This is a genomic window from Streptomyces sp. NPDC102490 (assembly GCF_044765285.1).
Classification (GTDB): domain Bacteria; phylum Actinomycetota; class Actinomycetes; order Streptomycetales; family Streptomycetaceae; genus Streptomyces.
The window spans coordinates 25,602-51,330 of sequence record NZ_JBIWJU010000019.1 but is presented as its reverse complement, the minus strand read 5'-3'; the positions used below and the strand labels follow the sequence as shown (position 1 = coordinate 51,330).

The 25,729-nt window shown below is 73.7% G+C and carries 26 protein-coding genes and 1 pseudogene; 14 read left to right on the top strand and 13 right to left on the bottom strand.

Annotation, left to right across the window (positions count from 1 at the left end):
• Positions 1-256 precede the first annotated feature (256 nt).
• Positions 257-1,159: a S1 family peptidase gene (locus ACIRGB_RS33940; protein ID WP_403873003.1), complete on the top strand. Its 903-nt coding sequence runs from the start codon at positions 257-259 to the stop codon at positions 1,157-1,159.
• A gap of 284 nt (positions 1,160-1,443) precedes the next feature.
• Positions 1,444-2,526 (top strand): S1 family peptidase, encoded by a 1,083-nt coding sequence (locus ACIRGB_RS33935; RefSeq protein ID WP_403873001.1) that lies wholly within the window; start codon positions 1,444-1,446, stop codon positions 2,524-2,526.
• Between the two features lie 138 nt (positions 2,527-2,664).
• Here ACIRGB_RS33935 and ACIRGB_RS33930 read toward each other — a convergent pair whose 3' ends face one another.
• A complete protein-coding gene (locus tag ACIRGB_RS33930; protein WP_403872999.1) occupies positions 2,665-3,729 on the bottom strand; it encodes a DUF3533 domain-containing protein in 1,065 nt (354 codons plus the stop codon).
• Between the two features lie 163 nt (positions 3,730-3,892).
• Between ACIRGB_RS33930 and ACIRGB_RS33925 the strand changes: the two genes are divergently transcribed.
• Both ACIRGB_RS33925 and ACIRGB_RS33920 read left to right on the top strand, forming a co-directional pair.
• Positions 3,893-7,426, top strand: coding sequence for a DNA polymerase III subunit alpha (locus tag ACIRGB_RS33925; protein WP_403872997.1), 3,534 nt, complete (start codon positions 3,893-3,895; stop codon positions 7,424-7,426).
• Entirely contained in the window at positions 7,423-8,391 is a 969-nt protein-coding gene (locus ACIRGB_RS33920; protein ID WP_403872995.1) for a DNA polymerase thumb domain-containing protein, read from the top strand. The genes ACIRGB_RS33925 and ACIRGB_RS33920 overlap by 4 nt, the downstream gene beginning before the upstream one ends.
• A gap of 12 nt (positions 8,392-8,403) precedes the next feature.
• On the opposite strand, the gene ACIRGB_RS33915 is transcribed toward ACIRGB_RS33920, so the two are convergent.
• Complete coding sequence (locus ACIRGB_RS33915; protein WP_403872994.1) at positions 8,404-8,778, bottom strand: cupin domain-containing protein; 375 nt, start codon at positions 8,776-8,778, stop codon at positions 8,404-8,406.
• Positions 8,779-8,890: 112 nt separating this feature from the next.
• Between ACIRGB_RS33915 and ACIRGB_RS33910 the strand changes: the two genes are divergently transcribed.
• On the top strand, positions 8,891-9,337 hold the full coding sequence (locus tag ACIRGB_RS33910) for a MarR family winged helix-turn-helix transcriptional regulator (RefSeq protein WP_403872992.1): 447 nt from the start codon (positions 8,891-8,893) through the stop codon (positions 9,335-9,337).
• Positions 9,338-9,426: 89 nt separating this feature from the next.
• Here ACIRGB_RS33910 and ACIRGB_RS33905 read toward each other — a convergent pair whose 3' ends face one another.
• Positions 9,427-10,470 carry a lytic polysaccharide monooxygenase gene (locus ACIRGB_RS33905; RefSeq protein ID WP_403872990.1) on the bottom strand — a complete coding sequence of 348 codons (1,044 nt, stop codon included), beginning with the start codon at positions 10,468-10,470 and terminating at the stop codon, positions 9,427-9,429.
• A gap of 178 nt (positions 10,471-10,648) precedes the next feature.
• On the opposite strand from ACIRGB_RS33905, the gene ACIRGB_RS33900 reads away from it, so the two are divergent.
• Positions 10,649-11,116 carry a GNAT family N-acetyltransferase gene (locus ACIRGB_RS33900; protein ID WP_403872988.1) on the top strand — a complete coding sequence of 156 codons (468 nt, stop codon included), beginning with the start codon at positions 10,649-10,651 and terminating at the stop codon, positions 11,114-11,116.
• Between the two features lie 23 nt (positions 11,117-11,139).
• Here ACIRGB_RS33900 and ACIRGB_RS33895 read toward each other — a convergent pair whose 3' ends face one another.
• On the bottom strand, positions 11,140-11,274 hold the full coding sequence (locus ACIRGB_RS33895) for a hypothetical protein (RefSeq protein WP_403872986.1): 135 nt from the start codon (positions 11,272-11,274) through the stop codon (positions 11,140-11,142).
• Positions 11,275-11,425: 151 nt separating this feature from the next.
• Between ACIRGB_RS33895 and ACIRGB_RS33890 the strand changes: the two genes are divergently transcribed.
• Entirely contained in the window at positions 11,426-12,043 is a 618-nt protein-coding gene (locus ACIRGB_RS33890) for a class I SAM-dependent methyltransferase (RefSeq protein ID WP_403872984.1), read from the top strand.
• A gap of 23 nt (positions 12,044-12,066) precedes the next feature.
• On the opposite strand, the gene ACIRGB_RS33885 is transcribed toward ACIRGB_RS33890, so the two are convergent.
• Positions 12,067-12,567: a DUF402 domain-containing protein gene (locus tag ACIRGB_RS33885; protein WP_403872982.1), complete on the bottom strand. Its 501-nt coding sequence runs from the start codon at positions 12,565-12,567 to the stop codon at positions 12,067-12,069.
• The gene (locus ACIRGB_RS33880) at positions 12,548-13,474 is read right to left on the bottom strand and encodes a GNAT family N-acetyltransferase (RefSeq protein ID WP_403872980.1); all 927 of its coding nucleotides are present in this window, start codon (positions 13,472-13,474) and stop codon (positions 12,548-12,550) included. Before ACIRGB_RS33880 ends, ACIRGB_RS33885 begins: the two co-directional genes overlap by 20 nt.
• 71 nt (positions 13,475-13,545) lie before the next feature.
• Here ACIRGB_RS33880 and ACIRGB_RS33875 point away from each other — a divergent pair, with 71 nt between their 5' ends.
• Complete coding sequence (locus ACIRGB_RS33875) at positions 13,546-13,914, top strand: GntR family transcriptional regulator (RefSeq protein ID WP_403872978.1); 369 nt, start codon at positions 13,546-13,548, stop codon at positions 13,912-13,914.
• A 72-nt stretch (positions 13,915-13,986) separates the two neighbouring features.
• Here the strand turns inward: ACIRGB_RS33875 and ACIRGB_RS33870 are convergent, their stop codons facing one another.
• Positions 13,987-14,739, bottom strand: coding sequence for a DUF72 domain-containing protein (locus tag ACIRGB_RS33870; RefSeq protein ID WP_403872977.1), 753 nt, complete (start codon positions 14,737-14,739; stop codon positions 13,987-13,989).
• A gap of 48 nt (positions 14,740-14,787) precedes the next feature.
• Positions 14,788-15,882 (bottom strand): DUF5925 domain-containing protein, encoded by a 1,095-nt coding sequence (locus ACIRGB_RS33865; RefSeq protein ID WP_403872975.1) that lies wholly within the window; start codon positions 15,880-15,882, stop codon positions 14,788-14,790.
• Positions 15,883-16,076: 194 nt separating this feature from the next.
• Between ACIRGB_RS33865 and ACIRGB_RS33860 the strand changes: the two genes are divergently transcribed.
• The 4 genes and pseudogenes from ACIRGB_RS33860 (at position 16,077) to ACIRGB_RS33845 (ending at position 18,876) form a co-directional block, all read left to right on the top strand.
• The gene (locus ACIRGB_RS33860; protein WP_403872973.1) at positions 16,077-16,883 is read left to right on the top strand and encodes an SGNH family lipase; all 807 of its coding nucleotides are present in this window, start codon (positions 16,077-16,079) and stop codon (positions 16,881-16,883) included.
• A 241-nt stretch (positions 16,884-17,124) separates the two neighbouring features.
• Positions 17,125-17,676: pseudogene (locus tag ACIRGB_RS33855) on the top strand (sigma-70 family RNA polymerase sigma factor); the annotation flags it as partial.
• Positions 17,673-18,491 carry an anti-sigma factor domain-containing protein gene (locus ACIRGB_RS33850; RefSeq protein ID WP_403872971.1) on the top strand — a complete coding sequence of 273 codons (819 nt, stop codon included), beginning with the start codon at positions 17,673-17,675 and terminating at the stop codon, positions 18,489-18,491. The pseudogene ACIRGB_RS33855 and the gene ACIRGB_RS33850, both read left to right, overlap by 4 nt.
• Positions 18,492-18,606: 115 nt before the next feature.
• Complete coding sequence (locus tag ACIRGB_RS33845) at positions 18,607-18,876, top strand: hypothetical protein (RefSeq protein WP_003977105.1); 270 nt, start codon at positions 18,607-18,609, stop codon at positions 18,874-18,876.
• 213 nt (positions 18,877-19,089) lie between these two features.
• Here ACIRGB_RS33845 and ACIRGB_RS33840 read toward each other — a convergent pair whose 3' ends face one another.
• Positions 19,090-19,920: an ABC transporter permease gene (locus tag ACIRGB_RS33840; protein ID WP_403872969.1), complete on the bottom strand. Its 831-nt coding sequence runs from the start codon at positions 19,918-19,920 to the stop codon at positions 19,090-19,092.
• A complete protein-coding gene (locus tag ACIRGB_RS33835) occupies positions 19,917-20,894 on the bottom strand; it encodes an ATP-binding cassette domain-containing protein (RefSeq protein ID WP_403872967.1) in 978 nt (325 codons plus the stop codon). Before ACIRGB_RS33835 ends, ACIRGB_RS33840 begins: the two co-directional genes overlap by 4 nt.
• A 63-nt stretch (positions 20,895-20,957) precedes the next feature.
• On the opposite strand from ACIRGB_RS33835, the gene ACIRGB_RS33830 reads away from it, so the two are divergent.
• Positions 20,958-21,662, top strand: a complete 705-nt coding sequence (locus ACIRGB_RS33830) for a TetR/AcrR family transcriptional regulator C-terminal domain-containing protein (RefSeq protein ID WP_403872965.1) — start codon at positions 20,958-20,960, stop codon at positions 21,660-21,662.
• A 24-nt stretch (positions 21,663-21,686) separates the two neighbouring features.
• On the opposite strand, the gene ACIRGB_RS33825 is transcribed toward ACIRGB_RS33830, so the two are convergent.
• From ACIRGB_RS33825 to hmgA, 3 genes are read right to left on the bottom strand one after another with little or no spacing between them, the layout of a single operon-like run.
• Positions 21,687-22,847 (bottom strand): type ISP restriction/modification enzyme, encoded by a 1,161-nt coding sequence (locus ACIRGB_RS33825; protein WP_403872963.1) that lies wholly within the window; start codon positions 22,845-22,847, stop codon positions 21,687-21,689.
• A gap of 22 nt (positions 22,848-22,869) precedes the next feature.
• Positions 22,870-23,619 carry a GntR family transcriptional regulator gene (locus tag ACIRGB_RS33820; protein ID WP_403872961.1) on the bottom strand — a complete coding sequence of 250 codons (750 nt, stop codon included), beginning with the start codon at positions 23,617-23,619 and terminating at the stop codon, positions 22,870-22,872.
• 26 nt (positions 23,620-23,645) lie between these two features.
• Positions 23,646-24,971, bottom strand: coding sequence for a homogentisate 1,2-dioxygenase (gene hmgA, locus ACIRGB_RS33815; protein WP_403872959.1), 1,326 nt, complete (start codon positions 24,969-24,971; stop codon positions 23,646-23,648).
• A gap of 188 nt (positions 24,972-25,159) precedes the next feature.
• On the opposite strand from hmgA, the gene ACIRGB_RS33810 reads away from it, so the two are divergent.
• A complete protein-coding gene (locus ACIRGB_RS33810) occupies positions 25,160-25,729 on the top strand; it encodes a hypothetical protein (RefSeq protein WP_403872957.1) in 570 nt (189 codons plus the stop codon).

The following is a 25,729-nucleotide window of genomic DNA, read 5'->3' as shown; positions in this document are numbered from 1 at the left end:
GGGGGAGCGCGCAGCGGCAACGCGGAGGAGGGCGCCGAACGACACCCCCCTGGGGCCGGGGGGTCGGTAAAGGACGTTCAAAGGCGGACGACCGAAAGGCACTCTTGCGCCGACCGGTCGTTCGGCCGAGACTTCAACCTCAGCGCTTGTCAGGGGCACGACGTATTCGGAACCCGGAGGTCCGTCCCTGGCTGCGCCTCACGGGCCCCCACCCCCACGAGAGGGGCCCCCGACTTCCCCTGTGGAGGAACGAAAAGTGAGGATCAAGCGCACCACCCCCCGTAGCGGCATCACGAGACGGACTCGGCTGATCGCCGTATCCACCGGCCTCGTGGCCGCTGCCGCCGTCGCGATCCCCAGCGCGAACGCGGCATCCGCCCCGGCCACCTTCAGCGCCGCCGAGCTGAGCAGTGCCAGCGGCGCGGTGCTCCAGGCCGACGTCCCCGGCACCGCCTGGGCCGTCGACAGCAAGTCCGGCCGGGTGCTGCTCACCGTCGACAGCACCGTCTCCCAGGCCGAGATCGCGAAGATCAAGGAGCAGGCCGGCGACAAGGCCGACGCGCTCACGATCAAGCGCACCCCCGGTAAGTTCAACAAGCTCATCCAGGGCGGCGACGCCATCTACGCGAGCAGCTGGCGCTGCTCCCTCGGCTTCAACGTCCGTGCCAGCAACGGCGCCGAGTACTTCCTGACCGCCGGACACTGCACCGACGGCGCCGGCGCCTGGCGCGCCAGCTCCGGAGGCACCGTCATCGGGCAGACGGCGGGCTCCAGCTTCCCGGGCAACGACTACGGCATCGTGCAGTACACCGGGTCCGTCTCCCGGCCGGGCACCGCCAACGGCGTGGACATCACCCGCGCGGCCACCCCGAGCGTGGGCACCACCGTCATCCGTGACGGTTCCACCACCGGCACCCACAGCGGCCGGGTCACCGCCCTGAACGCCACCGTCAACTACGGCGGCGGCGACATAGTCTCCGGCCTGATCCAGACCACGGTCTGCGCCGAGCCCGGCGACTCCGGCGGCTCGCTCTACGGCAGCAACGGCACCGCGTACGGTCTGACCTCCGGCGGCAGCGGCAACTGCTCCTCCGGCGGTACGACGTTCTTCCAGCCGGTGACGGAGGCCCTGAGCGCCTACGGCGTCAGCGTCTACTGACCGGTCCGCCCGTCCCGTACCGCGCGGCCGGCGGTGCGACGAGCCCCCGTGCACCGAGAGGTGTGCGGGGGCTCTCCCGCGTCCGGACTGCGGGTCCGCGCATCCCGCTGAGAGGGAAGCGAACGGTGAAGGCCGTGTGACCACCCTGGAGTTGTCGTGCGCACGTCCTGGAGTCGACCTTGTGTGCGGCCTGTGGAATCGGAAGAGTCAGCGCTCGTCAACCAGCCTTCCGGCCCGCGAGGTCCCCACAACCTCCGGGCCGACCCCCCACAGGAGGACGTGAGTTGAAGCACCGACGCATACCCGGGCGGCGGGCCGCCGTGGTAGGTGCGGGAATCACCGCACTGGTCGCCGCGGGAGTCACCTTCCAGACCGCGAACGCCAGCGAGGCCCCGAAGACCGCCGCGCCCGAGACCCTGTCGGTCACGGCGGCCGGAAAGCTCGCCGCCACGCTGCTCGGCGACCTCGGCGCCGACGCGGCCGGCACGTACTACGACGCGCAGGCCAAGAGCCTCGTCGTCAACGTGCTCGACGAGAGCGCCGCGCACACCGTCCAGGAGGCGGGCGCCGAGGCGAGAGTCGTGGAGAACTCGCTCGCCGACCTGAAGAGCGCGCGCACCACGCTCACGAAGGACGCGACCATCCCGGGCACGTCCTGGGCGACCGACCCGACCACCAACAAGGTCGTCGTCACCGCCGACCGCACGGTCTCCGCGGCCGAACTGGCCAAGCTGACCCGGGTGGTCGACGGGCTGGGCGCCAAGGCCGAGCTGAAGCGGACCAAGGGCGAGTACAAGCCCTTCGTCGCGGGCGGCGACGCCATCACCGGAGGCGGCGGGCGCTGCTCGCTCGGCTTCAACGTGACCAAGGGCGGCGAGCCGTACTTCATCACCGCCGGCCACTGCACCGAGTCCATCTCGACCTGGTCGGACTCCTCCGGGAACGTCATCGGCGAGAACGCGGCGTCCAGCTTCCCGGACAACGACTACGGCCTGGTCAAGTACACCGCCGACGTGGACCACCCGAGCGAGGTGAACCTCTACAACGGCTCCTCGCAGGCCATCTCGGGCGCCACCGAGGCCACCGTCGGCATGCGGGTGACCCGCAGCGGTTCCACCACCCAGGTGCACGACGGGACGGTGACCGGCCTGGACGCCACCGTGAACTACGGCAACGGCGACATCGTCAACGGCCTGATCCAGACCGACGTGTGCGCCGAGCCCGGCGACAGCGGCGGCTCGCTCTTCTCGGGCGACAAGGCCGTCGGCCTCACCTCCGGCGGCAGCGGCGACTGCACCTCGGGCGGCGAGACCTTCTTCCAGCCGGTGACGGAGGCTCTGTCGGCCACCGGTACGCAGATCGGCTGAGCAGCAGGACCCGCACACCTGTGAAGTCCCGTCCCGCGCGCGAGGGGCGGGACTTCCGCGTGTCCGCCCGCGGCTCCCGCGCCCGTACGGCGGCCGGATGTATGACGGTCAGCCGTACGACGATCAGTCGTACGACGGTCAGCCGGCCCGCGCGGGCGGCAGCTCCGTCTCCTGCCGTCCGCGGCGCGGCAGCACGGCCGCCAGCAGCGTGATCACCGTCCCCGCGACCGCCCACGCCCACAGCACCAGCAGGGAGGCGGTCACGTCGTTCCCCTTGAAGTAGGCGATCGAGCGGGCCGCCCAGGTGCCCGCGCCCGGCGGCAGCGCCGGGCCGATCGCCTTCCAGAACGGCGGGAGCAGCGGCAGCGGGAAGGCGCCGCCCGCGCTCGGGTTGCCCGCGATCACCACCAGCAGGATCGCCAGACCGATGCCGACGATCCCGAAGATGCCCTGGAGAGCGAGCGTGGCGGCGCCCACCGCGAAGGTGATCAGCGCGCCGAGCCCCCACAGGTCCAGCACGCCGCCGGGCAGCGCGCCCAGGACCGGCCCGATGATCACCGCGCCGCCGAGCCCGCCGACGATCGCGACCAGCGCCATCACGATGAGCCGGATCGCCGCCCGGCGCGGGTTGGCCGGCCGGGCGCCGGTGCTGATCGCCAGGATCGAGGCGCACAGGTAGCCGCCGACGCACCAGCCCACGACCAGGTAGAAGGACGACAGCCCGTCGAAGTCGCGGGCCGAGGCCGGGGCCACGTCGACCACCCGCACCGCGCGTCTCTCGCCCTGCTCCGCCTTGCCGACGATGCCCTCCAGGGTGGTGGCGAGGACGGTGCCGCCGCCGGAGGCGACCAGCAGGGTGTCGGTGCGGCCGGAGGGGTCGAGGACCAGGGCGCCGTCGATGTCCCGGTTCACGATCTGCCGCCGGGCGCTCGCCTCGTCGGCCACCGCGCGCGGGTCCAGCGGGGAGCCGGGCAGCCGCTCCAGCCGGTCCACCGTCCGCCCGGCGGCCGACCCGGGCGCGACCACCCCGAAGGGCACGTCCTTCGGTCTCGGGTCGTGCAGCGCCCCCACGTAGGAGGCGATGAACAGCAGCTGGAGCGCGATCACGCCGATCACCAGCAGGGTGGCCCGTGGGGTGACGGCGTCCTTCACCTCACCGAGGAAGGAGCCGCTTCGGGTGCCGGGGCCCGGTGTGTGTGACATGTCCCCACAGTCCTGGTCGGGGGGTGTTTGCGCAGGTGGGGCGGGGCCGAACGGATGTCGCACACGTATTCGAGGATGGAGGTATGGTGGGTGAGGTAGCTGGGAACAGACGTTCGATAATGGCGTTCGGTCATGCGTCGGGTCCATGAGTCGGGAGGTGCGTGTGCCGGGTTTCACGCATCTGCACACCGTCTCCGGGTTCTCCGCCCGCTACGGCGCCTCCCACCCGGAGCGGCTGGCCGAGCGCGCCGCCGAGCGGGGCCTGGACGCCCTCGCCCTCACCGACCGCGACACCCTCGCGGGCACGGTCCGCTTCGCCAAGGCCTGCGCGAAGGCGGGCGTCCGCCCCCTGTTCGGCGCGGAGCTGGCGGTGGCGGCCCCCGAGCCCGAAGCCGACCGCACGGACACCTCCGTACGCCGGGACCGGCGCCGCGCCCCGGTGCGCGGCGGCGCCTTCGTCGACGAGTCGGCCCCCCGGGTCACCTTCCTCGCCCGCGACGGCGCCCGCGGCTGGGCCGACCTGTGCCGCCTGGTCTCCGCCGCCCACACGGCCGAGGGCACCCCGCTGCTGTCCTGGCCCGACAACCACGCCGACGGCCTGACCGTCCTGCTCGGCCCCGACTCCGAGGTCGGCCGCGCCCTCGCCGCCGGGCGCCCCGACCGCGCGGCGCGGCTCCTCGCCCCCTGGCGGGAGGTCTACGGCGACGCCCTGCGCCTGGAGGCCGTCTGGCACGGCCGCGAGGGCACCGGCCCCGGCTCCCTGCGGCTGGCCTCCCGCACCGTCGGCTTCGCCGCCGAGCAGGGCGTGAGGCCGGTGCTCTCGAACGCCGTCCGCTACGCCGACCCCGGCCAGGGCGAGGTCGCCGACGTCCTGGACGCCGCCCGCCGGCTGGTCCCGATCGGCGCCACCAGGGAACTGGACTCCGGCGAGGCCTGGCTCAAGGACGCCGGGGCCATGCGGCACGCCGCCGAGCGGATCGTCGAGTCCGCGGGCTTCCGGCGCGACACCGCGCACCGCCTGCTGGAGCAGACCCGGGCCACGGCCGCCGAGTGCCTGGTCGACCCCGAGGACGACCTCGGCATGGGCGCCGTCCACTTCCCCGAGCCGCACCTCGTGGGCGCCGGCCGCCGCACCGCCCAGCGAGCGCTCGCCTCCCGGGTGGCGGCGGGCATGGTGCGGCGCGGCTACGACCGGCGGCCGGACCACCGCGTGTACTGGGAGCGGATGCACCACGAGCTGGACATCATCGCCCACCACGGCTTCGCCTCGTACTTCCTCACCGTCGCCCAGGTCGTGGACGACGTACGGCACATGGGCATCCGGGTCGCCGCGCGCGGCTCCGGCGCGGGCTCGCTCGTCAACCACCTGCTCGGCATCGCCCACGCCGACCCGGTCGAGCACGGGCTGCTGATGGAGCGGTTCCTGTCCAAGGAACGGGTCGTGCTGCCCGACATCGACATCGACGTGGAGTCCGCGCGCCGCCTGGAGGTCTACCGCGCGATCATCGGCCGGTTCGGCACCGAGCGGGTCGCCACGGTCGCCATGCCGGAGACCTACCGGGTGCGGCACGCCATCCGCGACGTGGGCGCCGCCCTGTCCATGGACCCGGCCGAGATCGACCGCGTCGCCAAGTCCTTCCCGCACATCCGCGCCCGCGACGCCCGCGCGGCGCTGGAGGAGCTGCCCGAACTGAAGGAGCTGGCGGGGGAGAAGGAGAGGTACGGGAAGCTGTGGGAGCTGGTGGAGGGCCTCGACGCCCTCCCGCGCGGTGTCGCCATGCACCCCTGCGGCGTCCTGCTGTCCGACGCCTCCCTGCTCTCCCGTACGCCGGTCATGCCGACCAGCGGCGAGGGCTTCCCGATGGCGCAGTTCGACAAGGACGACGTGGAGGACCTCGGGCTGCTCAAGCTGGACGTGCTCGGCGTCAGGATGCAGTCGGCGATGGCGCACGCGGTCGCCGAGGTGAAGCGGGCCACGGGCACCGAGGTCGACCTGGACGCCGTACCGGAGGGCGACCCGGCGACGTACCGGATGATCCAGTCCGCCGAGACGCTGGGCTGCTTCCAGATCGAGTCGCCGGGCCAGCGGGACCTGGTGGGCAGGCTCCAGCCGTCGACCTTCCACGACCTCGTGGTCGACATCTCGCTCTTCCGGCCGGGACCGGTCGCCGCCGACATGGTGCGGCCGTTCATCGAGGCCCGGCACGGGCGGGCGCCGGTGCGTTATCCGCACGAGGACCTGGCGGGGCCGCTGGAGGGGACGTACGGGGTCGTCGTCTTCCACGAGCAGATCATCGACATCGTCGCCCTCATGACCGGCTGCGGACGCGGCGAGGCGGACCGGGTGCGGCGCGGCCTCTCCGACCCGGAGTCGCAGGGGCGGATCAAGGTGTGGTTCGCCCAGCACGCGGCGGCGAACGGCTACGACGCGGAAACGATTCAGCGGACCTGGGAGATCGTCGAGGCGTTCGGCAGCTACGGCTTCTGCAAGGCGCACGCCGTCGCCTTCGCCGTGCCGACCTACCAGTCGGCGTGGCTGAAGGCCCATCACCCGGCCGCGTTCTACGCGGGGTTGCTCACCCACGACCCCGGCATGTACCCGAAGCGGCTGCTGCTGGCGGACGCGCGGCGGCGCGGGGTGCCGATCCTGCCGCTGGACGTCAACACGTCGGGGGTCGCACACAGGATCGAACTGGTGTCTGAATCGCGGGGGGTGGGGAAGTGGGGCCTGCGCCTCGCCCTCTCCGACGTGCACGGCATCAGCGAGGCCGAGGCGCAGCGGATCGCCGCGGGGCAGCCCTACGCCTCCCTGCTCGACTTCTGGGAACGGGCCCGCCCCAGCAGGCCGCTGGCCGGACGGCTCGCCCAGGTCGGCGCGCTGGACGCGTTCGGCGCCAACCGCCGCGACCTCCAACTGCACCTGACCGAACTGCACCGCGGCGCCCGGGGCGGACGCGGCGACCAGCTCCCCCTGGCCGGCGGCCGCAAGACCGCCTCCGCCGGGCTGCCCGACCTCACCTCCGAGGAGAAGCTCAGCGCCGAACTCGGTGTGCTCTCCATGGACGCCTCGCGCAACCTGATGGACGACCACCGCACCTTCCTGCGCGAGCTGGGCGTGGTGTCGGCCAAGCGGCTGCGCGAGGCACGGCACGGGGAGACGGTGCTGGTCGCGGGCGCCAAGGCGGCCACCCAGACCCCGCCGATCCGCTCCGGTCGCCGGGTCATCTTCTCCACCCTCGACGACGGCTCCGGCCTGGTCGACCTCGCCTTCTTCGACGACTCCCACGACGCCTGCGCGCACACCGTCTTCCACTCCTGGCTGCTGCTGGTGCGCGGGGTGGTGCAGCGGCGCGGCCCGCGCAGCCTCAGCGTCGTCGGCTCCGCCGCCTGGAACCTCGCCGACCTGCTGGAGGTGCGCCGCGAGGAGGGCCTGGAGGGCGTCGCCGCCCGGCTGGCGGGAGCGGGCGGAAGCCGGGAGGGCGACGACCCCGAGGGCGGTCCGGCGCGCCGCCGCCTCGCCGGTTCGGACGGGCGGCCCGCGCCGGCCGGCTCCGCGGCCCGGGACCCGATGGAGCAGCGGAAGATCCGCATGTCCACCGGGTACGAGATGCACCCCTGGGCCGATCTGCGCCCCGCGGGTGAAGGGCCCGCGGTGGGAAGGAAGTTGTGGCACCAGAGTCCGGGGAGTGCGGGATGACCATTCTGTGCGTACGTTTCCAACTGCCGCCGATGTACGAGGCGGCCCTGCCCCAGCTCCTCGGGCTGTTGGAGGAGTTCACGCCGGTCGTCGAGGCGCTGCCGCCCGACGGCGCGCTGGCCGACCTGCGCGGCGCCGAGCGGTACTTCGGGCGCGACGCCGTGGAACTGGCCTCGGTGATCCGGGTCCGCGCCCTCGCGCTGTACGGCGTGGACTGCGTGATCGGCGCCGGACCCGGCCCGATGCTGGCCCGCATGGCGCTGCGCGACGCCCGGCCGGGGCTGACCCGCGCGGTACCCGGCGGCCAGGAGCGGGACTTCCTCGCCGGCAAGCCCGTCGCCGCGCTGCCCGGCGTCGGCACCGCGACCGCCCGCACGCTGTGCGAGTACGGCCTCGACACCCTCGGCCGGGTCGCCGCCGCGCCGCTGTCCACGCTCCAGCGCCTGGTCGGCGCGAAGACCGGCCGCGAGCTGCACGAGAAGGCGAACGGCGTCGACCGCGGCCGGGTCGTCCCCAACGGCGTCTCCCGGTCCCTGGCCGCCGACCGCCCCTTCGACCGCGACGAACTCGACCCCGACCGGCACCGCCGCGCCCTGCTCTCGGCCGCCGAGGAACTGGGCGCCCGGCTGCGCGCCGTGGACAAGGTCTGCCGCACCCTCACCCTCACCGTCCGCTACGCCGACCGGTCGGCCACCACCCGCAGCCGCGCCCTGAAGGAGCCGACCGCGCACTCGGCGGCGCTGACCCGGACCGCGTACGACCTGTACGAGGCGCTCGGGCTCCAGCGCGCCCGGGTCCGTACGATCGCCCTGCGCGCCGAGGGGCTCACGCCCGCCGAACAGGCCTCCCACCAGCTCACCTTCGACCCCGTGGACGAGAAGGTCCGCCGGATCGAGGAGGTCGCGGACCGCGCGCGGGCGAAGTTCGGGCCGAGGGCGGTGATGCCGGGGTCGCTGGCGGCGTGAGGCCCCCGTGGGTCAGTTGGCCCACGGGGGAGTGAGGCGGGTGCCGTCGGCCAGCTCCGCCGTCAGGCCGACGGAGGTGGTGACCCAGGAGGTCGCGGTCCGGTCGGTGGGGTTCTCGACGGCGAGGGTCGCCCCGGGGTTGATGATCACCGTGTCGCCCGCGGTGACGCGCTCGGCACGGCCGTCGAGGGTGATCAGCAGCTCGCCGGTGAGCAGATGGAAGATCTCCTCCCGGTCGACGGTGTGCGCGGGCGCCTTCGTCCCCGCCGGGATCTCGCCCCGCCAGGCGCACAACTGCTCGCTGCCGGCGCGGGGATGGGCGTACGAGACGAAACGGGCGCCGTGGATCTCGTGGGTGACGCCTTCGGACGAGCGGATGACGGGCATGACGGGGCTCTCCTCTGATCACATGACTCTGATCGTATGGTCAAGCAGCTTGACTATCACTGCTTATGGTCAAGCTGCTTGACCAATGTGTCAAGGGTGTTTCAATGCCCCCGTGCAGAACTCCGACGCCATGGCCCTCACCGCCGCCCTGCTCGCCGCGGCCGGCGGACTCACGCAGCGCATCCACGAGGGTGTCGTCGCCCGCGGCTTCGAGGGGGTGCGGCCCGCGCACGGTTTCGCCTTCGTCCGGCTCGCCCCGGACGGTGCGACGGTCACCGACCTGGCCGTGCATCTCGGGATGACCAAGCAGGCCGCCAGTCAGCTGGTCGACGAGTTGGTCCGCAAGGGGTTCGCCGAGCGCAGGCCGCATCCCGCCGACGCGCGCGCCCGGCTCGTCGTGCTGACGGAGGCGGGGTGGGCCTGCACGCGGGCCGCGGAGGCGGCGGCCGCCGAGGCCGTGGGCGCGTGGGCCGAGGTGCTCGGCGAGGACGGGGTGCGTGCGCTGGCCGGCAGCCTGCTGCGGGTGGCGCCGGGCGGGCCGATCCGGCCCACCTGGTGACGTCGGTCGCCACCGGAAGCGCACGCGGGGTCCGCCCTGCCTGAGCCGCCGGACGGACCCCGCGTTCCCCCGCGCCCCCGTGCTCCGGGTCAGTGGCCGTGGCGGCCACCGGGCGTCGCGCGTCGGCGGACCGACGCGAACAGGACGGCCGCGCCGAGCGCCAGGGCGGCGGCACCGCCGACGGCGAGGTACGGCGTGCTGCTGTCCCCGCCGGTCTCGGCGAGGTTCTCGGTCCCCCCGCCGGCGGCCTTGACCTGGTGGGGTTCGGAGGCGCCTGAGGCGCCGTCCGGGGCGTCGGTCGGGTCCGCGGTGGTCTTCGCGTCCTGGTCGCCGTGGCCGTGGTGCTCGATCGTCGACTTGTCGGCCGCGGCCGCCAGCTGCTCCTCGGACGGCACGGAGGCCTCTGGCGCGGGCGCGGTGCCGCCGGCCGGGGCGCCGGACCCGGTGTCGTCACCGGTGGCCGCACCGGCGCTGCCGCTGCCGCCGTCGCCGCCGAAGGTGACGTCCGAGCAGGAGTAGAACGCCTCCGGGCTGTCCGAGCGCTGCCACACCGCGTACAGCAGGTGCTTGCCGGACCGCTCGGGCAGCGTGCCGGAGAACGTGTAGAAGCCGCCCGAGGCGACCGGGTCGGTGGCGGTCGCCACCGGTGCGGACAGGTCGAGGTCGCCCCAGCCGAGCGGCTGCGACGGGTCGTAGCCGGGCTTGGTGATGTACACCTTGAAGGTCCCCTTGTGCGGGGCCGTCACGCGGTACTTGAAGGTGTACGAGCCGCCGCGCACGCCGGTCGCGGGCCAGTCGGCGCGGGCCAGGTCCAGGCCCTGGAAGGCCGGGTCGTTGGCGCTGCACAGCTTGCCGTCCGGGATCAACTCCCGGTGCCTGCCGCCGGCGTTGCCGATGCGGATGCCGTTCCAGTCGTAGAGCGCCCGCGTGCCGCCCGCCGCGACCGCCGCCCGGCACGCCGCCGACTTCGGGTTCTCGGGCCCCTCCGCGTGGCACTGCGACACCCGGCTGACCGGGTCGCCCATCGAACCGTGCGCCGCGGCGGGGGCGGCGGCCAACGTGGTCAGGGCGAGCGGGGCGAGACCGGCGACGGCGACGGCTGCGACCCTGCGGGACGCGGACGGTGCGGGCATGGGGAACTCCTCGAAACGGTCACTGGGGATGCGGAACTCGGGCCGGAACCCGTGGGGGTTGATCAGCAAGCTAGCCCCAGGAGACCGCGAAACCGCCTGCTGGAGGCGGGTGACGGAGATCCTTATGGTCGCGTTAAGGGAGTGCTCAGGCTGGGCTGAGGTAGCTACCGTTCGCGGCATGGAACGAGAGCAGATCCGGCAGGCGGTCCCCTCGGACGTGCCGGCGGTGAAGGCCGTGACCGACGCCGCGTACCACCCCTACGTCGAGCGCATCGGGGTGGTGCCGCAGCCCATGGAGGCCGACCACGCGGCGAACGTGGCGGCGGGGAGGGTGTTCGTCACCGACGAGCCCGGCACGGGCCGGGCGGGGCCCGTGGGCCTCGTCGTCCTGGAGGCGCACGCGGACCACCTCTTCCTCGACAGCATCGCCGTCCACCCCGACGCGCACGGCAGGGGGGTGGGGCGGCGACTGCTGCGGTTCGTGGACGCGCACGCGCGTGCGCTGGGCCTGCCCGAGGTCAGGCTCTACACCAACGCGATGATGTGGGAGAACCAGAAGATCTACCCGAGGTACGGGTACGAGGTCGTGGAACGCCGGGTGGACGGGCCCTACGACCGCGTCCACTACCGCAAGCGGCTGCTCTGAGGCGTCTCACGCCGGCCTGCCGGTCAGCTCTCCGGCCACCAGGTGCGCGCGATGTCCTCGCGGACCTCCGGGCGCCCCGAGGGGTGCTCGTCGATCTCCTCGCGGACTCGGCGGGCGTCGGACTTCTTCAGGGGCTTCTGCACGGTCAGACGGCGCATGGCTGCCTCCTTACGGATCCACCGGGTTCCGCGTTCTCACGGAGGTAGACCCATTCCCCGAGACTCACTCATCGATGCATCCCTGTCAGTGGCGGTTGTCACGTTCCCGCGCCCGGACTCCGTTGTCAGTGCCGGGTGTCACCCTGGGCGCATGAGTGGGAACAGTGACGCATCGACCGCGCCGGGTGCCGACTGGGACGCGCTGGCCGCCTCCTTCGACGACGAACCGGACCACGGCCTGCGCGACGCGGACGTACGCCGGGCCTGGGCCGCCCGGCTCGCCTCCTGGCTGCCCCGGCGGCCCGGCGACGTCCTCGACCTGGGCTGCGGCACCGGCAGCCTGTCACTCCTCGCGGCCGAGCAGGGGCACCGCGTCACCGGCGTCGACCTCTCCCCGGCCATGGTGGAGCTGGCCAGGACCAAACTCGCCGGTCGTGACGCGGTGTTCCTCACCGGTGACGCCGCGGCACCGCCCGTGGGCGAGCAGCGCTTCGACGCCGTGCTGGTCCGGCACGTCCTGTGGACGCTGCCCGATCCCGGCCGCGCCCTGCGTCACTGGCGGCAGTTGCTGCGACCTGGAGGGCGGCTGGTCCTGGTCGAGGGCGTGTGGGGGAGCGTCGCCCCGGTCGGCATACCCGCCGACCGGCTCACCGCCCTGCTCGACCCGCCGGCCGGACAGGCGCGGGTGGAGCGGCTGTCGGACGACCCCTCGCTGTGGGGCGGGGAGGTGACGGACGAGCGGTACGCGGTGGTGGCGACCTACGGGTGAGGCATGCGGCGGACGGGTGCGGGCTACTTCAGCAGACCGGTGAAGCCGTCCCCGCGGGCCAGCCGCTCCAGTTCGTCCAGTGCGGCCACCGCGGCGGCGGCGGCCCCGGGGGCCCGGTCCGCCAGCCCGCTCTCGGCGAACTCGTCCTCGTCCAGGCGCCGTATGTCCGTGCCGTCGGCGGAGCGCCACAGGTCCAGGTCCAGGTCCTCGACGACCAGTTCCGTGCCGGTCAGGACGGCGGGGCGGGTGATGTCGCAGTACCAGCCCTTCAGCACACCGGCCGCGCTCCGGACCTCCTTCACCGCGTACCACCGGTCGCGCCAGTAGTACTCGGTGAAGACGTCCCCGGCCTCGAAGCGGACGAAGCCGAAGTCGCGCACGCCGGCACCGGCCCAGGGGGCGCGGACGGCGAGGCGGGTGCCGTCGTCGTGCAGCAGCGTCGCCGCGTACCGGATCTTCGTACGGCCCGTCTTGACCAGGACGACGCTCACCTCGGCCGCCGGCTCAGCCGAGTTCGCGGACATGGCGCACCTCCGTCGCGCAGATCTCGTACCCGAGCCACTTGTTGATGGCGAGCATCGGACCGTTGTCCGTGTCGTTGCCGGTGAGCGCCTCGGTGTACCCGGCCGCGCGGGCCCGGTGCAGGGAGTCGGTCTTGGCGAGCTTGGCCAGGCCCCGGCCGCGGTGCGCGCGGACCGTGCCCGTCATCGCGGTCGCGTACCGGGTGCCGTCGGTGTAGGCGACGCTGAAGGCGGCCGGGCGGCCGTCGACGACCACGACCGTGGTCAGCTCACGGTGGAGCAGCGGGTGCCGCCAGGTCTCGGTGAGCCAGGTCTCGTAGTCCGTGAACTCGACGTCGACGTCGCTCGGTTCGTCCGCGACCGTCTCCGCGTCCAGGGCGAACAGGGGCCGGGGGGCGTCCGCGTAGTCGGCGGCGGTGCGCAGCTCGACACCCGGGGGAGGGGACCACAGGGGCGGGAGCGTCGCGTTCGCCAGGTCCAGCCGGAGGAAGTACGCGGCACGCCTGCGCGCGTAGCCGTGCCGCTCGGCGAAGGCCAGGTGGGCGGGGTCGTCCAGCACCCAGGAGTACAGCTTCGTCGCGCCCTCGCCGGTCAGGTACTCCTCGGCCGTGCGCACCAGCAGGCCACCGGCCCCGCGCCGGAGCCGCTCCGGGTCGACGTAGACGTTCAGGAATCCCTGGCCGGGCTCCGGGCTGTCGTGCACCAGCCCGATCTGGGCCGTGCCGATCACCTCCCCGTCCTCCTCCGCGACCAGGGACCGGCTCCGGGCGTCCGGGTGGGTGTGGACGAGCCGGTGGACGACGGCCTCCGGCGCCCACAGGATGAACGGCAGGGCCCGATGGCGGACCCGGGCGAAGGCCGCGACGTCGGCCGGGTCGTCGGAACGCAGGTCGCGTACAAGAACGGTCATGGGGGCGCACGCTACGGCGGCCGGACGGCCGGGTGCCTCTCATTTTCGCGGGGATACGGGACAATCACCGGGTGACCTTGAAGATCCGTATCGACGACGGCACGCCGCCCTACGAGCAGGTGCGCGCGCAGATCTCCGAGCAGGCGCGGTCGGGCGCGCTGCCGGTCGGCTACCGGCTGCCCACCGTGCGCGGGCTCGCCGAGTCCCTGGGGCTCGCCGCGAACACGGTCGCCAAGGCATACCGGGCGCTGGAGGCGGACGGGGTGATCGAGACGCGGGGGCGCAACGGGACGTTTGTCGCTGCCGCGGGCTCTGCGGCTGAGCGGGAGGTGGCCGCGGCGGCCCAGGGGTATGCCGAGCGGGCTCGGCGGCTGGGTGTGACGGAGGGGGAGGCTCTGGGGGCTGTGCGGGATGCTCTGCGGGCGGCCTACGGGGGGTGAGCGCCGTTTGGGTTCGGGCCGCTGGCCGGCTGCGGGTGCGTTGTGGCTGGTCGCGCAGTTCCCCGCGCCCCTTCAGGGCGTGCGGGTGACCGCCGGTCTCGAAGCGCGGGCCAGTGTGGCGAACAGCCTTGCGTCGGTCACCGCTGCCGCGTTCGGGTCGTTGTTGAAGTAGGTGTAGACGTCGCTGGTGTTCGGCCAGGTCGTGGTGATGCGGTCGATCCACGTGGCCAGGGAGCGGCGGCCGTAGTGCGGCCAGGGGGTGGCCCGGCCCTCGTGGAAGCGGACGTAGCCCCAGTCCGTGGTGCGCCAGAGCGGGGTGGCCGGGCGGGCGCGGACGTCCGCCCAGCACAGGGCCGCGCGCCGCGAGACGAGGACCTCGCGGACCTCGGGCGTCCACCAGGACGCGTGCCGGGGTTCCACCGCGACCCGGGTGCCGGGCGGGAAGCAGGCCAGGCAGGCGTCCAGCAGGTCCGGGTCGGCGCGCAGGGTCGGCGGCAGTTGCAGCAGGACCGGGCCGAGGCGGTCGCCCAGGCCGGCCGCGTGGGTCATCAGGCGGTCGACCGGTTCCGCCGGGTCGCGCAGGCGTTTGATGTGCGTCAGGTAGCGGCTCGCCTTGACCGCGACCGTGAAGTCCGGCGGCACCCGCTCGCGCCACGCCGCGAAGGTCTCCCGGGTGGGCAGGCGGTAGAAGGCGTTGTTGATCTCGACCGTCGCGAAGGCGGCCGCGTAGTGCTCCAGCCAGCGCCGGACCGGCAGACCGGGCGGATAGAGGGCCTCCCGCCAGTCCCGGTACTGCCAGCCCGACGTGCCGACGAACAGGGTCATACCCTCATCAAAGCACCGAGGCGGTGACGGCGAGACGGTGACGGCGGGCTACAGGTACAGCCCGGCCTCCGTGCCCGCCCGCTGTTCCGGCAGCGCCGTGGGCGAGGTGCCCCGGCGCAGGGCGTACAGCTCCGCCAGGGTGGCGCCCTCGCGGGGGACCCCTTCCTCGGTGCCGAGCCAGTCCACCGACTCCCGCCGGGTCAGCGGGCCGACCTCGATGCGGGCCAGGCAGCGGCCGGGGCGGACGACGGCGGGGTGCAGCCGTTCCAGGTCCTCGTTGGTCGTGACGCCCACCAGGACGTTGCGGCCCTGGCCGAGAAGGCCGTCGGTGAGGTTCAGCAGGCGGGAGAGCGCCTGGCCCGCCGTGTGCTTGGCCTCGCCGCGGATCAGCTCGTCGCAGTCCTCCAGCAGCAGCAGCCGCCAGCGGCCCTTGCCCGCCGCGTCCTCCTCGCCGATGGCGATGTCCATCAGATAGCCGACGTCGGAGAAGAGCCGCTCCGGGTCCAGTACGCAGTCCACCTGGCACCAGTCCCGCCAGGAACGGGCCAGCGTGCGCAGCGCCGAGGTCTTGCCGGTGCCCGGCGGCCCGTGCAGGAGCAGCAGCCGGCCCGCGATGTCCTCCGGCGTCGTCTTCATCAGGCCGTCCATCGCCTCCGCGACCGGCGCCGTGTAGTTGGCCCGGACCTCGTCCCAGGTGCCCGCGGCGATCTGGCGGGTGGTGCGGTGCGGGCCGCGCCGCGGGGAGACGTACCAGAAGCCCATCGTCACGTTCTCCGGCTGCGGTTCGGGCTCGTCCGCCGCCCCGTCCGTCGCCTCGCTGAGCACCTGGTCGGCGAGGTCGGCGCTGGTCGCCGTCACCGTGACGTCGGCGCCCCGCTTCCAGCGCGAGATCAGCAGCGTCCAGCCGTCGCCCTCCGCCAGCGTGGCGCTGCGGTCGTCGTCCCGGGCGATCCGCAACACGCGGGCGCCGGACGGCAGCAGCGTGGCACCGGGCCGTACGCGGTCGATGTTCGCCGCGTGCGAGTACGGCTGCTCACCCGTGGCGAAACGGCCGAGGAAGAGCGCGTCGACGACATCGGACGGGGAGTCGCTGTCGTCCACGGTGAGCCGGATCGGCAGGACTTCGTGCGGGTTCACGGACATGCCGCCATGATCCGGCACCCGGCCGCCGCGTGCACCCGCTTTCCCGGGCGTCCGCACGGCACGGGCACGTCCGACGGCGCCCTGCTTTCGTTCGAATGTGAATCAGTGTCAGCCATTTCTTGGCATGAGCACTTCCAGTCAACGCGCGTAGCCGCTACCACGGTTGAAGCAGCAATCCTGCTAAGGGAGGTTCCATGAGACGTTCCCGACTTGTCGGCTTCCTGAGTTCTTTCCTCCTCGCCGCCGGCGCCGCCCTCACCGGGGCCGCGACCGCCCAGGCGGCCCAACCCGCCGCAGCCGACGGCTATGTGGCCCTCGGCGACTCCTACTCCTCCGGGGTCGGAGCGGGCAGCTACATCAGCTCGAGCGGCGACTGCAAGCGCAGCACCAAGTCCCACCCCTACCTGTGGGCGGCCGCCCACTCGCCCTCCACGTTCGACTTCACCGCCTGTTCCGGCGCCCGTACGGGTGATGTTCTCGCTGGACAACTCGGCCCGCTCAGCTCCAGCACCGGCCTCGTCTCGATCAGCATCGGCGGCAACGACGCCGGGTTCGCCGACGTCATGACGTCGTGTGTGCTCCAGTCCGACAGCTCCTGCCTGGCGCGGATCGCCACCGCGGAGGCGTACGTCGACTCGACGCTGCCCGGCAAGCTCGACGGCGTCTACTCGGCCATCGGCGACAAGGCCCCGAACGCCCACGTCGTCGTCATCGGCTACCCGCGCATCTACAAGCTCGGCACCACCTGCCTCGGCCTGTCCGAGACCAAGCGGTCGGCGATCAACAAGGCCTCCGACCACCTCAACACCGTCATCGCCCAGCGCGTCGCGGCCCACGGCTTCACCTTCGGCGACGTCCGCACCACCTTCACCGGCCACGAGCTGTGCTCGGGCAGTCCCTGGCTCCACAGCGTCAACTGGCTGAACATCGGCGAGTCGTACCACCCCACCGCGGCCGGTCAGTCCGGCGGCTACCTGCCGGTCCTCAACGGCGCCGCCTGACCCGACGCGGAAGCGGAAGGAGAAGAGGAGAAGAGGAGGGGGAGGTCCCGCCCGCCGGGGTCTCCCCCTCCGTCTGCCCGCACCAGGCGGCCCGGCCCGGTGCGGATACCGCCCCCCCCTGACGCCGATCCGGCCCCGGGACTGGCGTTTTCGGGCCGCCCGTCCGTAATTCCTGCGGAGGGCGTGCCGTCGCGCGCGCCCGGCGGGGACGTCGACGGGCCGGACGCGGCCCGCGGAGAGGGGGGACCGGGTGGAGGCGGACGAACTGCTGGTGCTGGTGGCGGACGGCGACCAGCAGGCCTTCGAGGAGCTGTACGGGCTGGTGTCGGGGCCGGTGTTCGGACTCGCGCTGCGCGTGGTGCGCGACCCCGCCCAGGCGGAGGAGGTGGCGCAGGAGGTGCTGCTCGAACTCTGGCGCTCCGCGGCGCGGTTCGACCCGCGCCGGGGCAGCGCCCTGTCGTGGGTCCTCACCGTCGCCCACCGCCGAGCCGTCGACCGGGTGCGCAGCGCCCGCGCGGCCGGGGAGCGCGACCGGCGCGAGGCCCGCCGCGCCCACCACCCCGCCTTCGACCAGGTCTCGGAGGAGGTCGAGGCGGGGCTCGAACGCGAGTGGGTGCGGCGCTGTCTCGACCGCCTGACCGCCTTGCAGCGCCAGTCGGTCACCCTCGCCTACTACGACGGCTACACCTACCGGGAGGTGGCCGAGCGCCTCTGCCTCCCGCTGGGCACGGTCAAGACCAGGATGCGGGACGGACTGGGCCGCCTGCGCGACTGCCTGGGAGGCGCCGCGTGAGCCCCTTCGGACGGCTGCCGGGCCGCCGCCGCGGCGCTGCGCACTCACTCGCCGCCCCCTACGGCCTGGACGCGCTGGAGGGCGCCGAACGGGTCCGCTTCGAACGGCACCTCGGGGGCTGCGACCGCTGCGCCGCCGAGGTGCGGGCCCTGTCCGAGGACGCCGTCCGGCTGGCCTGGTCCACGGCCGTCCCGGCGCCGCACGCCCTGCGCGAGCGGGTCCTGGCCGCCGTACGCGCCACCGCGCAGGAACCCGCGCCCTGCGGCGGGCCCGTCCTGCGGCGGACGGCCCAGGCGTGGTGCGGCCGGTCCGCGGTCGTGCGCTCCCGCGGCGCCCGGCCGCGCCCCCCGCTCGTGCCGTTCGCCACGGTGACGGCCGCCGCGGCGCTCGTGGTCGCCGCGCTCTTCGCCGTGCGGGCCCAGCACACCCAGGACGAGCTGGACACCGCGCGCGACCGGACACGTGAGATCGCCCACGTTCTCACCGCTCGGGACGCCCGTGCGGCGCGTGGTGCGGACGGGCACGGCCGCGGTGTCGCGGTGGTCGCCTCCGCCTCCGAGGGGCGCGCGGTGGTGACCCTCAGCGGGTACGGCGAGCCGCCGGGCGACCGCGTGCGCCAACTGTGGCTGATGCGCCCCGGCGCCCCACCGCGCTCCCTCGGGCTCTTCGACGGCGACACGCCCCTGATCGCCTCCGGACTCGGCCGCTCCGCGTCGTCACTCGCGGTGACGGTCGAACCCGGCGGGGGGTCGGAGCTGCCGACGAGTGCGCCGGTCGTCCAACTCGCCCTGGAATCTGTCGGATTCGGAGAGTAGTCGTCAACCCCCTTACGGGGAAGGTGAATCCTGTGACCGCGATACACGCATGCCGTACCGGGGCGATAGGGTTACCCTGCCCGGGCCGGGTGGACTCGTACGGGTGGGGAGTGACATGGAACAGATAACAGTGCGCAGCAGGGCAAGGGTCCCTGCCATCACCTGCGGGAGCAGCGCGACCAGCTCGCGCCTCGACCGTCATCTCGCGGTACTCGGAGGGCCCGCCCTCCCGCCGCGGGAGACCGTGGAGGCGACGTCGCTGATGCGTGAGCTGACCGCGCGTGAGCCCGCGCACAAGCGCAGCAACAGGGGCGCCCGGGTGCGCCGGGTCTCGCTGTTCGCGCCACTGCGCCGACTGCGCCGCTCGCTGTTCGGCGGCAACTGAGGCCCGCGCTCCGGAGGCCACACCTCCCGGCGCGGCGCCGCGGCCCTCGTCCGTCATCCCCACGGCGCGCAGCGGCGCCCCGGTGTGCTCCCGAGCGCGGGCGTTCCCGGTACCTCCGGCTCCGTACGTCCGACCCGTACGCGTTCGCGCGTTCCCGTTCCCCGCTTCCGCGTCCCGCCGTCTCCCCGCCGGCGGTGACGCGCCCCGGCTCGTTCAGCGACCCCCGTGCGCGTACCTGCGCACCGCGAGCGGGACGAACACCGCGAGCAGCACCGCGCACCAGGCCAGCGACCCGGCGACGGGATGCGTCACCGGCCAGGCGGCCCCCTCCGGTACCGGCGCGTTGCCGAAGAGGTCGCGCAGCGCCGTGGTCACCGCGCTGATCGGATTCCACTCGGCGACCGTGCGCAGCCAGCCCGGCAGCCCGTCGGTCGGGATGTACGCGTTGGACAGCAGCGGAAGGATGAAGGTCGCGCCGCCCAGCTGACCGGCGGCCTCCTCGCTGCGGGTGAGCAGCCCCAGGAAGATCCCGATCCACGTCGTCGCGAACCGGAACAGCAGCAGCAGCCCCACCGCGCCCGCCGCGCCGAGCGCGCCGCCCTCCACCCGCCAGCCCACCGCGAGCCCGACGAGCAGCAGCGGCACCGTCCCGGCGGCCGTGACGAGCACGTCGGCGACCGACTGCCCGAGCGGCACGGCGGCCCGGCTCACCGGCAGCGTCCGCAGGCGGTCCGTCACGCCCCGGTGGGTGTCCTGGGCGGCCTGGAACATGCCGGTCATGATGCCGTTCGCCGCCGTGGCGACCAGCAGGCCCGGCACCAGGAAGGCCCGGTACTCCTCGCCCGGCATCGCCAGCGCGCTGCCGAAGACGTAGCCGAAGAACAACAGCATCGTGATCGGCATGGTCTGGGTGAGGATCAGCAGCCCCGGGTTGTTCCGGACCCGCCGCAACTGGCGGCCCAGCATGGCCGCCCCGTCGTGCGCCAGGCCGTACGCCGAGTCGTACGCCGGGCCGGACGGCCCCGTCGTCGTCGCCGTGCTCATGCCACCAGCTCCTTGCTGTCGTCACTGCTGTCGTCGTTGCTGTCGCCGCCGTCGGTCAGGCGGAGGAAGACGTCGTCGAGGGTCGGCGGCCGCAGGCTCGCGTCCGCCAGGGGCACGCCCGCCGCGTCGAGTTCGCGCACCAGACGGGGCAGGGTCAGCGTCGGATCGGTGCTGACCGCGCCGACGGTGCGCCGCTCGTGGTCCAGCACCGGCTCGGCACCGGTCAGCCGGTCCAGCACCGCCGCCGCCCGCCCCAGGGCGTCCGCGTCCGTGACGACCGCCTCCGCGTACGCCCCCACCAGCGCCTTGAGCTCCGCCGGGGAACCGGTGTGCGCCACCCGGCCCCGGTCCACCAGCGCGATGTCGTCGGCCAGGCGGTCGGCCTCCTCCAGATACTGCGTGGTGAGCAGCACGGTGGTGCCGTCCGCCTTCAGGGCGCGCACGGCCTCCCAGATGCGGTTGCGGCTGGCCGGGTCGAGCCCGGTCGTCGGTTCGTCAAGGAACAGCACGTCGGGGCGGCGCACGAGGCTCGCGGCCAGGTCGAGGCGGCGCCGCATGCCGCCGGACAGGGTGGACGCGGGCCGGTCGGCGGCATCCGACAGGCCGAAGCGGTCGAGCAGGTCGTCGGCCCGTGCCGCCGCGTCCCGCACCCGGTGCAGCCGGGCGAACAGCCGCAGGTTCTGCCGTCCGGTGAGGTCCCCGTCCACCGACGCGTACTGCCCGGTCACCCCGATCCGGCGCCGGACCGCGGCGGCCTCGCGCACCAGGTCGTGCCCGGCGATCCGGGCCGACCCCGCGTCCGGCCGCAGCAGCGTCGTCAGCAGCCGCACCGCCGTGGTCTTGCCCGCCCCGTTCGGTCCGAGCAGCCCGCAGACCGTGCCCTCGGCCACCGCGAGGTCCAGGCCGCGCAGCGCGCGCACGGTGCCGAAGCGCTTCTCCAGCCCTTCACTAAGTACAGCGTACGTAGTAGTCATGGGTCGACCATAGCGCACTACGTACGCTGTACGTAACTAGGATGGTGGCCGAGGTGATGCACGATGGCGGGCCGAGCGGCCGTACCCGAAGTGATCTGGTCGCGCCCCGAGCGCACCGGCCGGGGGCCGAAACCGGCGTACTCCCGCGCCGACATCGCCGCCGCGGCGGTGCGGATCGCCGACGCCGAGGGCCTGGACGCGGTGACGATGCGCCGCGTCGCCGGTGAGCTGGGCTGCGGCACCATGTCGCTCTACAACTACGTTCCCCGCAAGGAGGACCTGTACGAGCTGATGATGGACGCGGTCAGCGGCGAGCACGAGCTGTGGGAACCGAGCGGCGACTGGCGCGCGGACATGATCCGGATGGCCCACCAGACCCGCGCCCTGATGCACCGCCACACCTGGCTGCCCCGCCTGATGTCCCCCGTCTACGGCTTCAGCCCCAACGCCCTGCGCTACCTGGAGCACTGCCTGGCCTGCCTCGACCCCTTCGAGGCGCCCTACGGCACCAAGATGGAGCTGGTCGCGATGGTGAACGGCGTGGTGACCACGTACGTCGGCAACGAGATCGCCACCGCGGAGCGCACCCGCTCGCTGCCCTGGTCCGCGGAGCAGGAGAACGCGGCGCGCATCTCCTACCTCGGCCGGCAGGTCGCGAGCGGTGCCTATCCGCGGCTGGCGGCCTCCTTCACCGAGGACGCGGGGCCGATTGACCTGGAGGGGGTCTTCGAGCGGGCGCTGACCCGGGTGCTGGACGGCTTCGCCTGAGCGGGCCCCGACTCGGCCGGGGGGTCACAGCAGCGCCAGCTGCCCCTCCGGCCCCTCCTCCCGCTGATCCAGGACGGAGGCCGGCCGGCGGGCCGACGCCGGCACCGGCAGGACGCCCGCCTCGCGCAACTCGGTCGCGGTGACCTCGTCGGTGACCGTCAACTCCCGGCACTCCCGCCGCACCTCGTCGAGCAGGGCCAGCACCGTGATCAGCTCCAGCAGCTCGGACGTCCACGTCTGCGGCCAGCCGGCCGGCCGGATCGCGGTCAGCGTGCCCGGTTCGCCCTCGGCCGTGCGGGCCGCGCACCACTGCTCCAGCACCCGCGCCCCGCCCGCTTCGAAGTCCCAGGCGCCGGGCGGCACGGGGGAGACGCGGCCCTCGTCCAGGAACAGGGCCTCCTCGTCCCGGTCGTAGCGCACGGTCAGCGGGCGCGGGGGCAGCGGGGCGCGGACGTACGGGCGGCGGCCGCCGGGCAGCTTGGGGCGCTCCCCGTCGCGGCGCATCAGCCACAGGGCGCGGCGGCCCAGTGCGACCCCGCGTTCCCACAGCGCGGGGTCGGCGGTGAGCGGGACCAGCGCGCCGGGCCGCACGGCCGCCACCGACCAGGCGAGCATGTCCAGCGGAGCGGGGCGCAGGCCGAGGCGGGCGGCCAGGTGGTCCAGGAGGCCCGGGGCGAGGTTGGGCTCCGCGCCGCCGGGGCGCCGGTGCAGCGGGCGGACGCGGGCCGGGCCGAACAGCGGCAGCAGCGAGGTCGCGACGAGCAGCGGCCCGCCGGCGGCGTCGGGCACCTCCACGACGAACACCTGCCGCTCGTCCGCCACCCGCCACAGCTCCGGACGGGCCGCGTCGATCAGCCGGTGGTCGGGGATCAGCCACTGCTCGTCGAACGGCGCCCGCAGCACCCGCACCGGCTCGGGACAGGGCCCCGCGGCGCGCGCCAGCCGCTCGGTGCCCCCGGCGCCGCCCGGCAGCCGTCCGACCGCCGAGTGCGGCGTGCGGGAGCGGGTCGGCTCGAACAGGGCCGCCCGGTCGGGTCCCTCGGCCTTCAGCAGGGCGTCCCAACGGGCCTTGAGGGAGGCCGCGTCGGGAGCCGTCGGCCACCCCCGGCCGAGCCGCGGCGGTGCGACGGACCACGGCATGAGGTCCGCCAGCGGCGGGGCGTCGTCGTGCGTCACGCCGGGCATCGTACGACGGGGCGCCACGGCCTCACGTGGCATCCAGGGTGACCGTGAAGGAGAAGCGGTCGCCCCGGTAGTGGATGACGGCCACGTCGAGGACCCGGCCCGCGGTGTCGTAGGTGATGCCCGTGTAGTGCAGGATCGGGCTGAGCAGCGGGACTTCGAGCAGCCGCGCCGTCTCCGGGTCCGCCAGCCGGGCCTCCACGGTGTCCGTGATCCGGCTGATGTCCATGCCCACCACGTCCCGCAGCACCTTCGTCATCGGCCACCGCGCGAGGTCGTCCACGTCGATGCGCCCGGCCAGTTCGGGACGGACGTAGTTGCGGGCGTGGTTGGTGGGTTCGCCCGTCTTCTCGTCGCAGCGCAGCCGGTGGTACGTCGCCACCTCGGACAGCTCCGGGAAGAACTCGGCGAGTTCGGCCGGCACGGCGGCGGTGCCGTGGTCCAGCAGCTCGGCCTTCATGCCGGACTGCTGGGCCACGATCGCGTCCACCGAGCCGAGCAGCCGCACCGGGGCGCCCCGCCGGGCGTGCGGCTCGATGAACGTGCCCCGCCGGCGGTGGCGGGTGATCAGCCCCTCGTCCTCCAGCTCCTTGAGCGCCTGCCGCATGGTCAGCACGCTCACCCCGTAGTGCCCGGCCAGCTGCTCCTCGGTGGGCAGGCGCAGCGGGTCCCGGGGCGAGCGGCCGAGTATCGAGGCGCGCAGCGACTGCGACACCTGGTACCAGAGCGGCAGCTTGCGGTTCAGGACGATGGAGTCCGGGGCGAAGGAGGTCACGGGCCATCCGTACCGGTAGGGAATCCTCAGTGCAAGGGGCGGAAGTGCCGCTCCAGGCCCTGCCAGACGTCGTCGTAGCGGGGTTGCAGGTGCTCGGCGCGGGACGCCTGGGGGGTGAGGGTCACCGGCCACCGGGTCTCGAACATGAACGCCAGCCCGTCGTCGATCCGCTGCGGCTTCAGCTCGGCGGCGCTCGCCCGGTCGAAGGTCTCCCGGTCCGGGCCGTGCGCGGACATCATGTTGTGCAGCGAGCCGCCGCCGGGGACGAAACCCCCTGGACCGGACGTCTTGGCGTCGTAGGCGCCCTCGATCAGTCCCATGTACTCGCTCATCACGTTCCGGTGGAAGTACGGCGGCCGGAAGGTGTCCTCGCCCACCAGCCAGCGCGGCGCGAAGACCACGAAGTCCACGCCCGCCAGGCCCGGCGTGTCCGACGGGGAGGTGAGCACCGTGAAGATCGACGGGTCCGGGTGGTCGTACGAGATGGTGCCGATGACGTTGAAGCGGCGCAGGTCGTAGACGTACGGCACGTGGTTGCCGTGCCAGGCGACGACGTCCAGCGGGGAGTGGTCGTAGGCGGCGGTCCACAGGTTGCCGCAGAACTTGTTGACCACCTCCACCGGGCCGTCGTGCTCCTCGTAGGCGGCGACCGGCGCCCGGAAGTCCCGGGCGTTGGCCAGGCCGTTGGCGCCGATCGGGCCCAACTCGGGGAGCTGGAACGGCGCGCCGTAGTTCTCGCAGACGTAGCCGCGGGCGTCCTCGTCCAGCAGCTCCACGCGGAAGCGGACCCCGCGCGGGATCAGCGCCACATGGCCCGGCTCGGCGTGCAGCAGCCCGAACTCGGTGCGCAGCAGCAGTCCGCCGCGCTCCGGGACGATCAGCAGCTCGCCGTCCGCGTCGCTGAAGACGCGCTCCATGGACGCCGTCGCGTGGTAGAGGTGCACGGCCATGCCGGTGCGCTGGGTCGCGTCGCCGTTGCCGCCGAGCGTCCACAGCCCCGCGACGAAGTCCGTGGCGGGCCCGGGGTGGGGCAGCGGGTTCCACCGCAGCCGGTTCGGGTCGGGCACGGCCTGGTTGAAGGGCGCGGTGCGGATCGCGCCGTTGCCGCTGCGGGTGAACGCCGGGTGCGCGGCCGACGGACGGATCCGGTACAGCCAGGAGCGCCGGTTGTGCGCCCTCGGTTCGGTGAAGGCCGTGCCGCTCAGCTGCTCCGCGTACAGGCCCAGCGGCGCCCGCTGCGGCGAGTTCCGGCCCTCGGGCAGCGCGCCGGCCACGGCCTCCGAGCTGTGCTCGTTGCCGAAACCGGACAGATAGGCCAGCCCCTCCGCGGTCTTCCGCGTGTCCCCGCTCATCGCTCGCTCCCTCGCAACCCGTTCCCGTCCGATTCCTATGGCACACCGTAGGATTGCGGTTTCCCGTGCGCAAGGGGACACAGGAGGACTTCCCCGCTCCGTGGCTTCTCGGACGTACGTCGTGAGGATGACCGGAACCAGACCCCCGGAGGATCCGGAGTGTCGGACCCGTGTTCTAGTCTCGCGTCATGTCGTGGACGCGGGGAGTGCTCGCCGTGCTCGCGGTCTGTGTCCTGCTGTTGACGGGATCGGCGGGCTGCGGCTCCGGTGACGTGGAGGAACCGGGGGCCGGTGATGCGGCCACGCCGGTGGGCAGGCTGATCGACGCCACCGACGAGGAGGGCCGGCGCTACCGCGAGGTGGACGCCGAACACGCCCCCGAGGTCGGGATCGAGGTGCAGCCCGAGGCCGACGACAGCTGGGACGTCCGCCTGACCGTCCGCGACTTCCGGTTCTCGCCGGACGGCACGGAGCCGAAGGCGGTGTCCGGCCGCGGCGTCGCCCACCTCTTCCTCGACGGCGACCTCCTCACCCGCCTGCGCGGCCCCCACCACCGCATCCCCGCCGGCCTGGTCCCGCGCGGCACCCACCAGGTAACGGTCCGCCTGTACGCCGACGACGACACCGTCTGGGCCGTCGACGGCGAGCCCGTGGAGAGCACGGCGGACATCACGGCGTCGGACGCCGAGCCGACCGGGGCGACGCGGCCGGAGGAGATCGAGGGGCTGACGGTCACCGAACCGGCGGCGGAGCGGTGA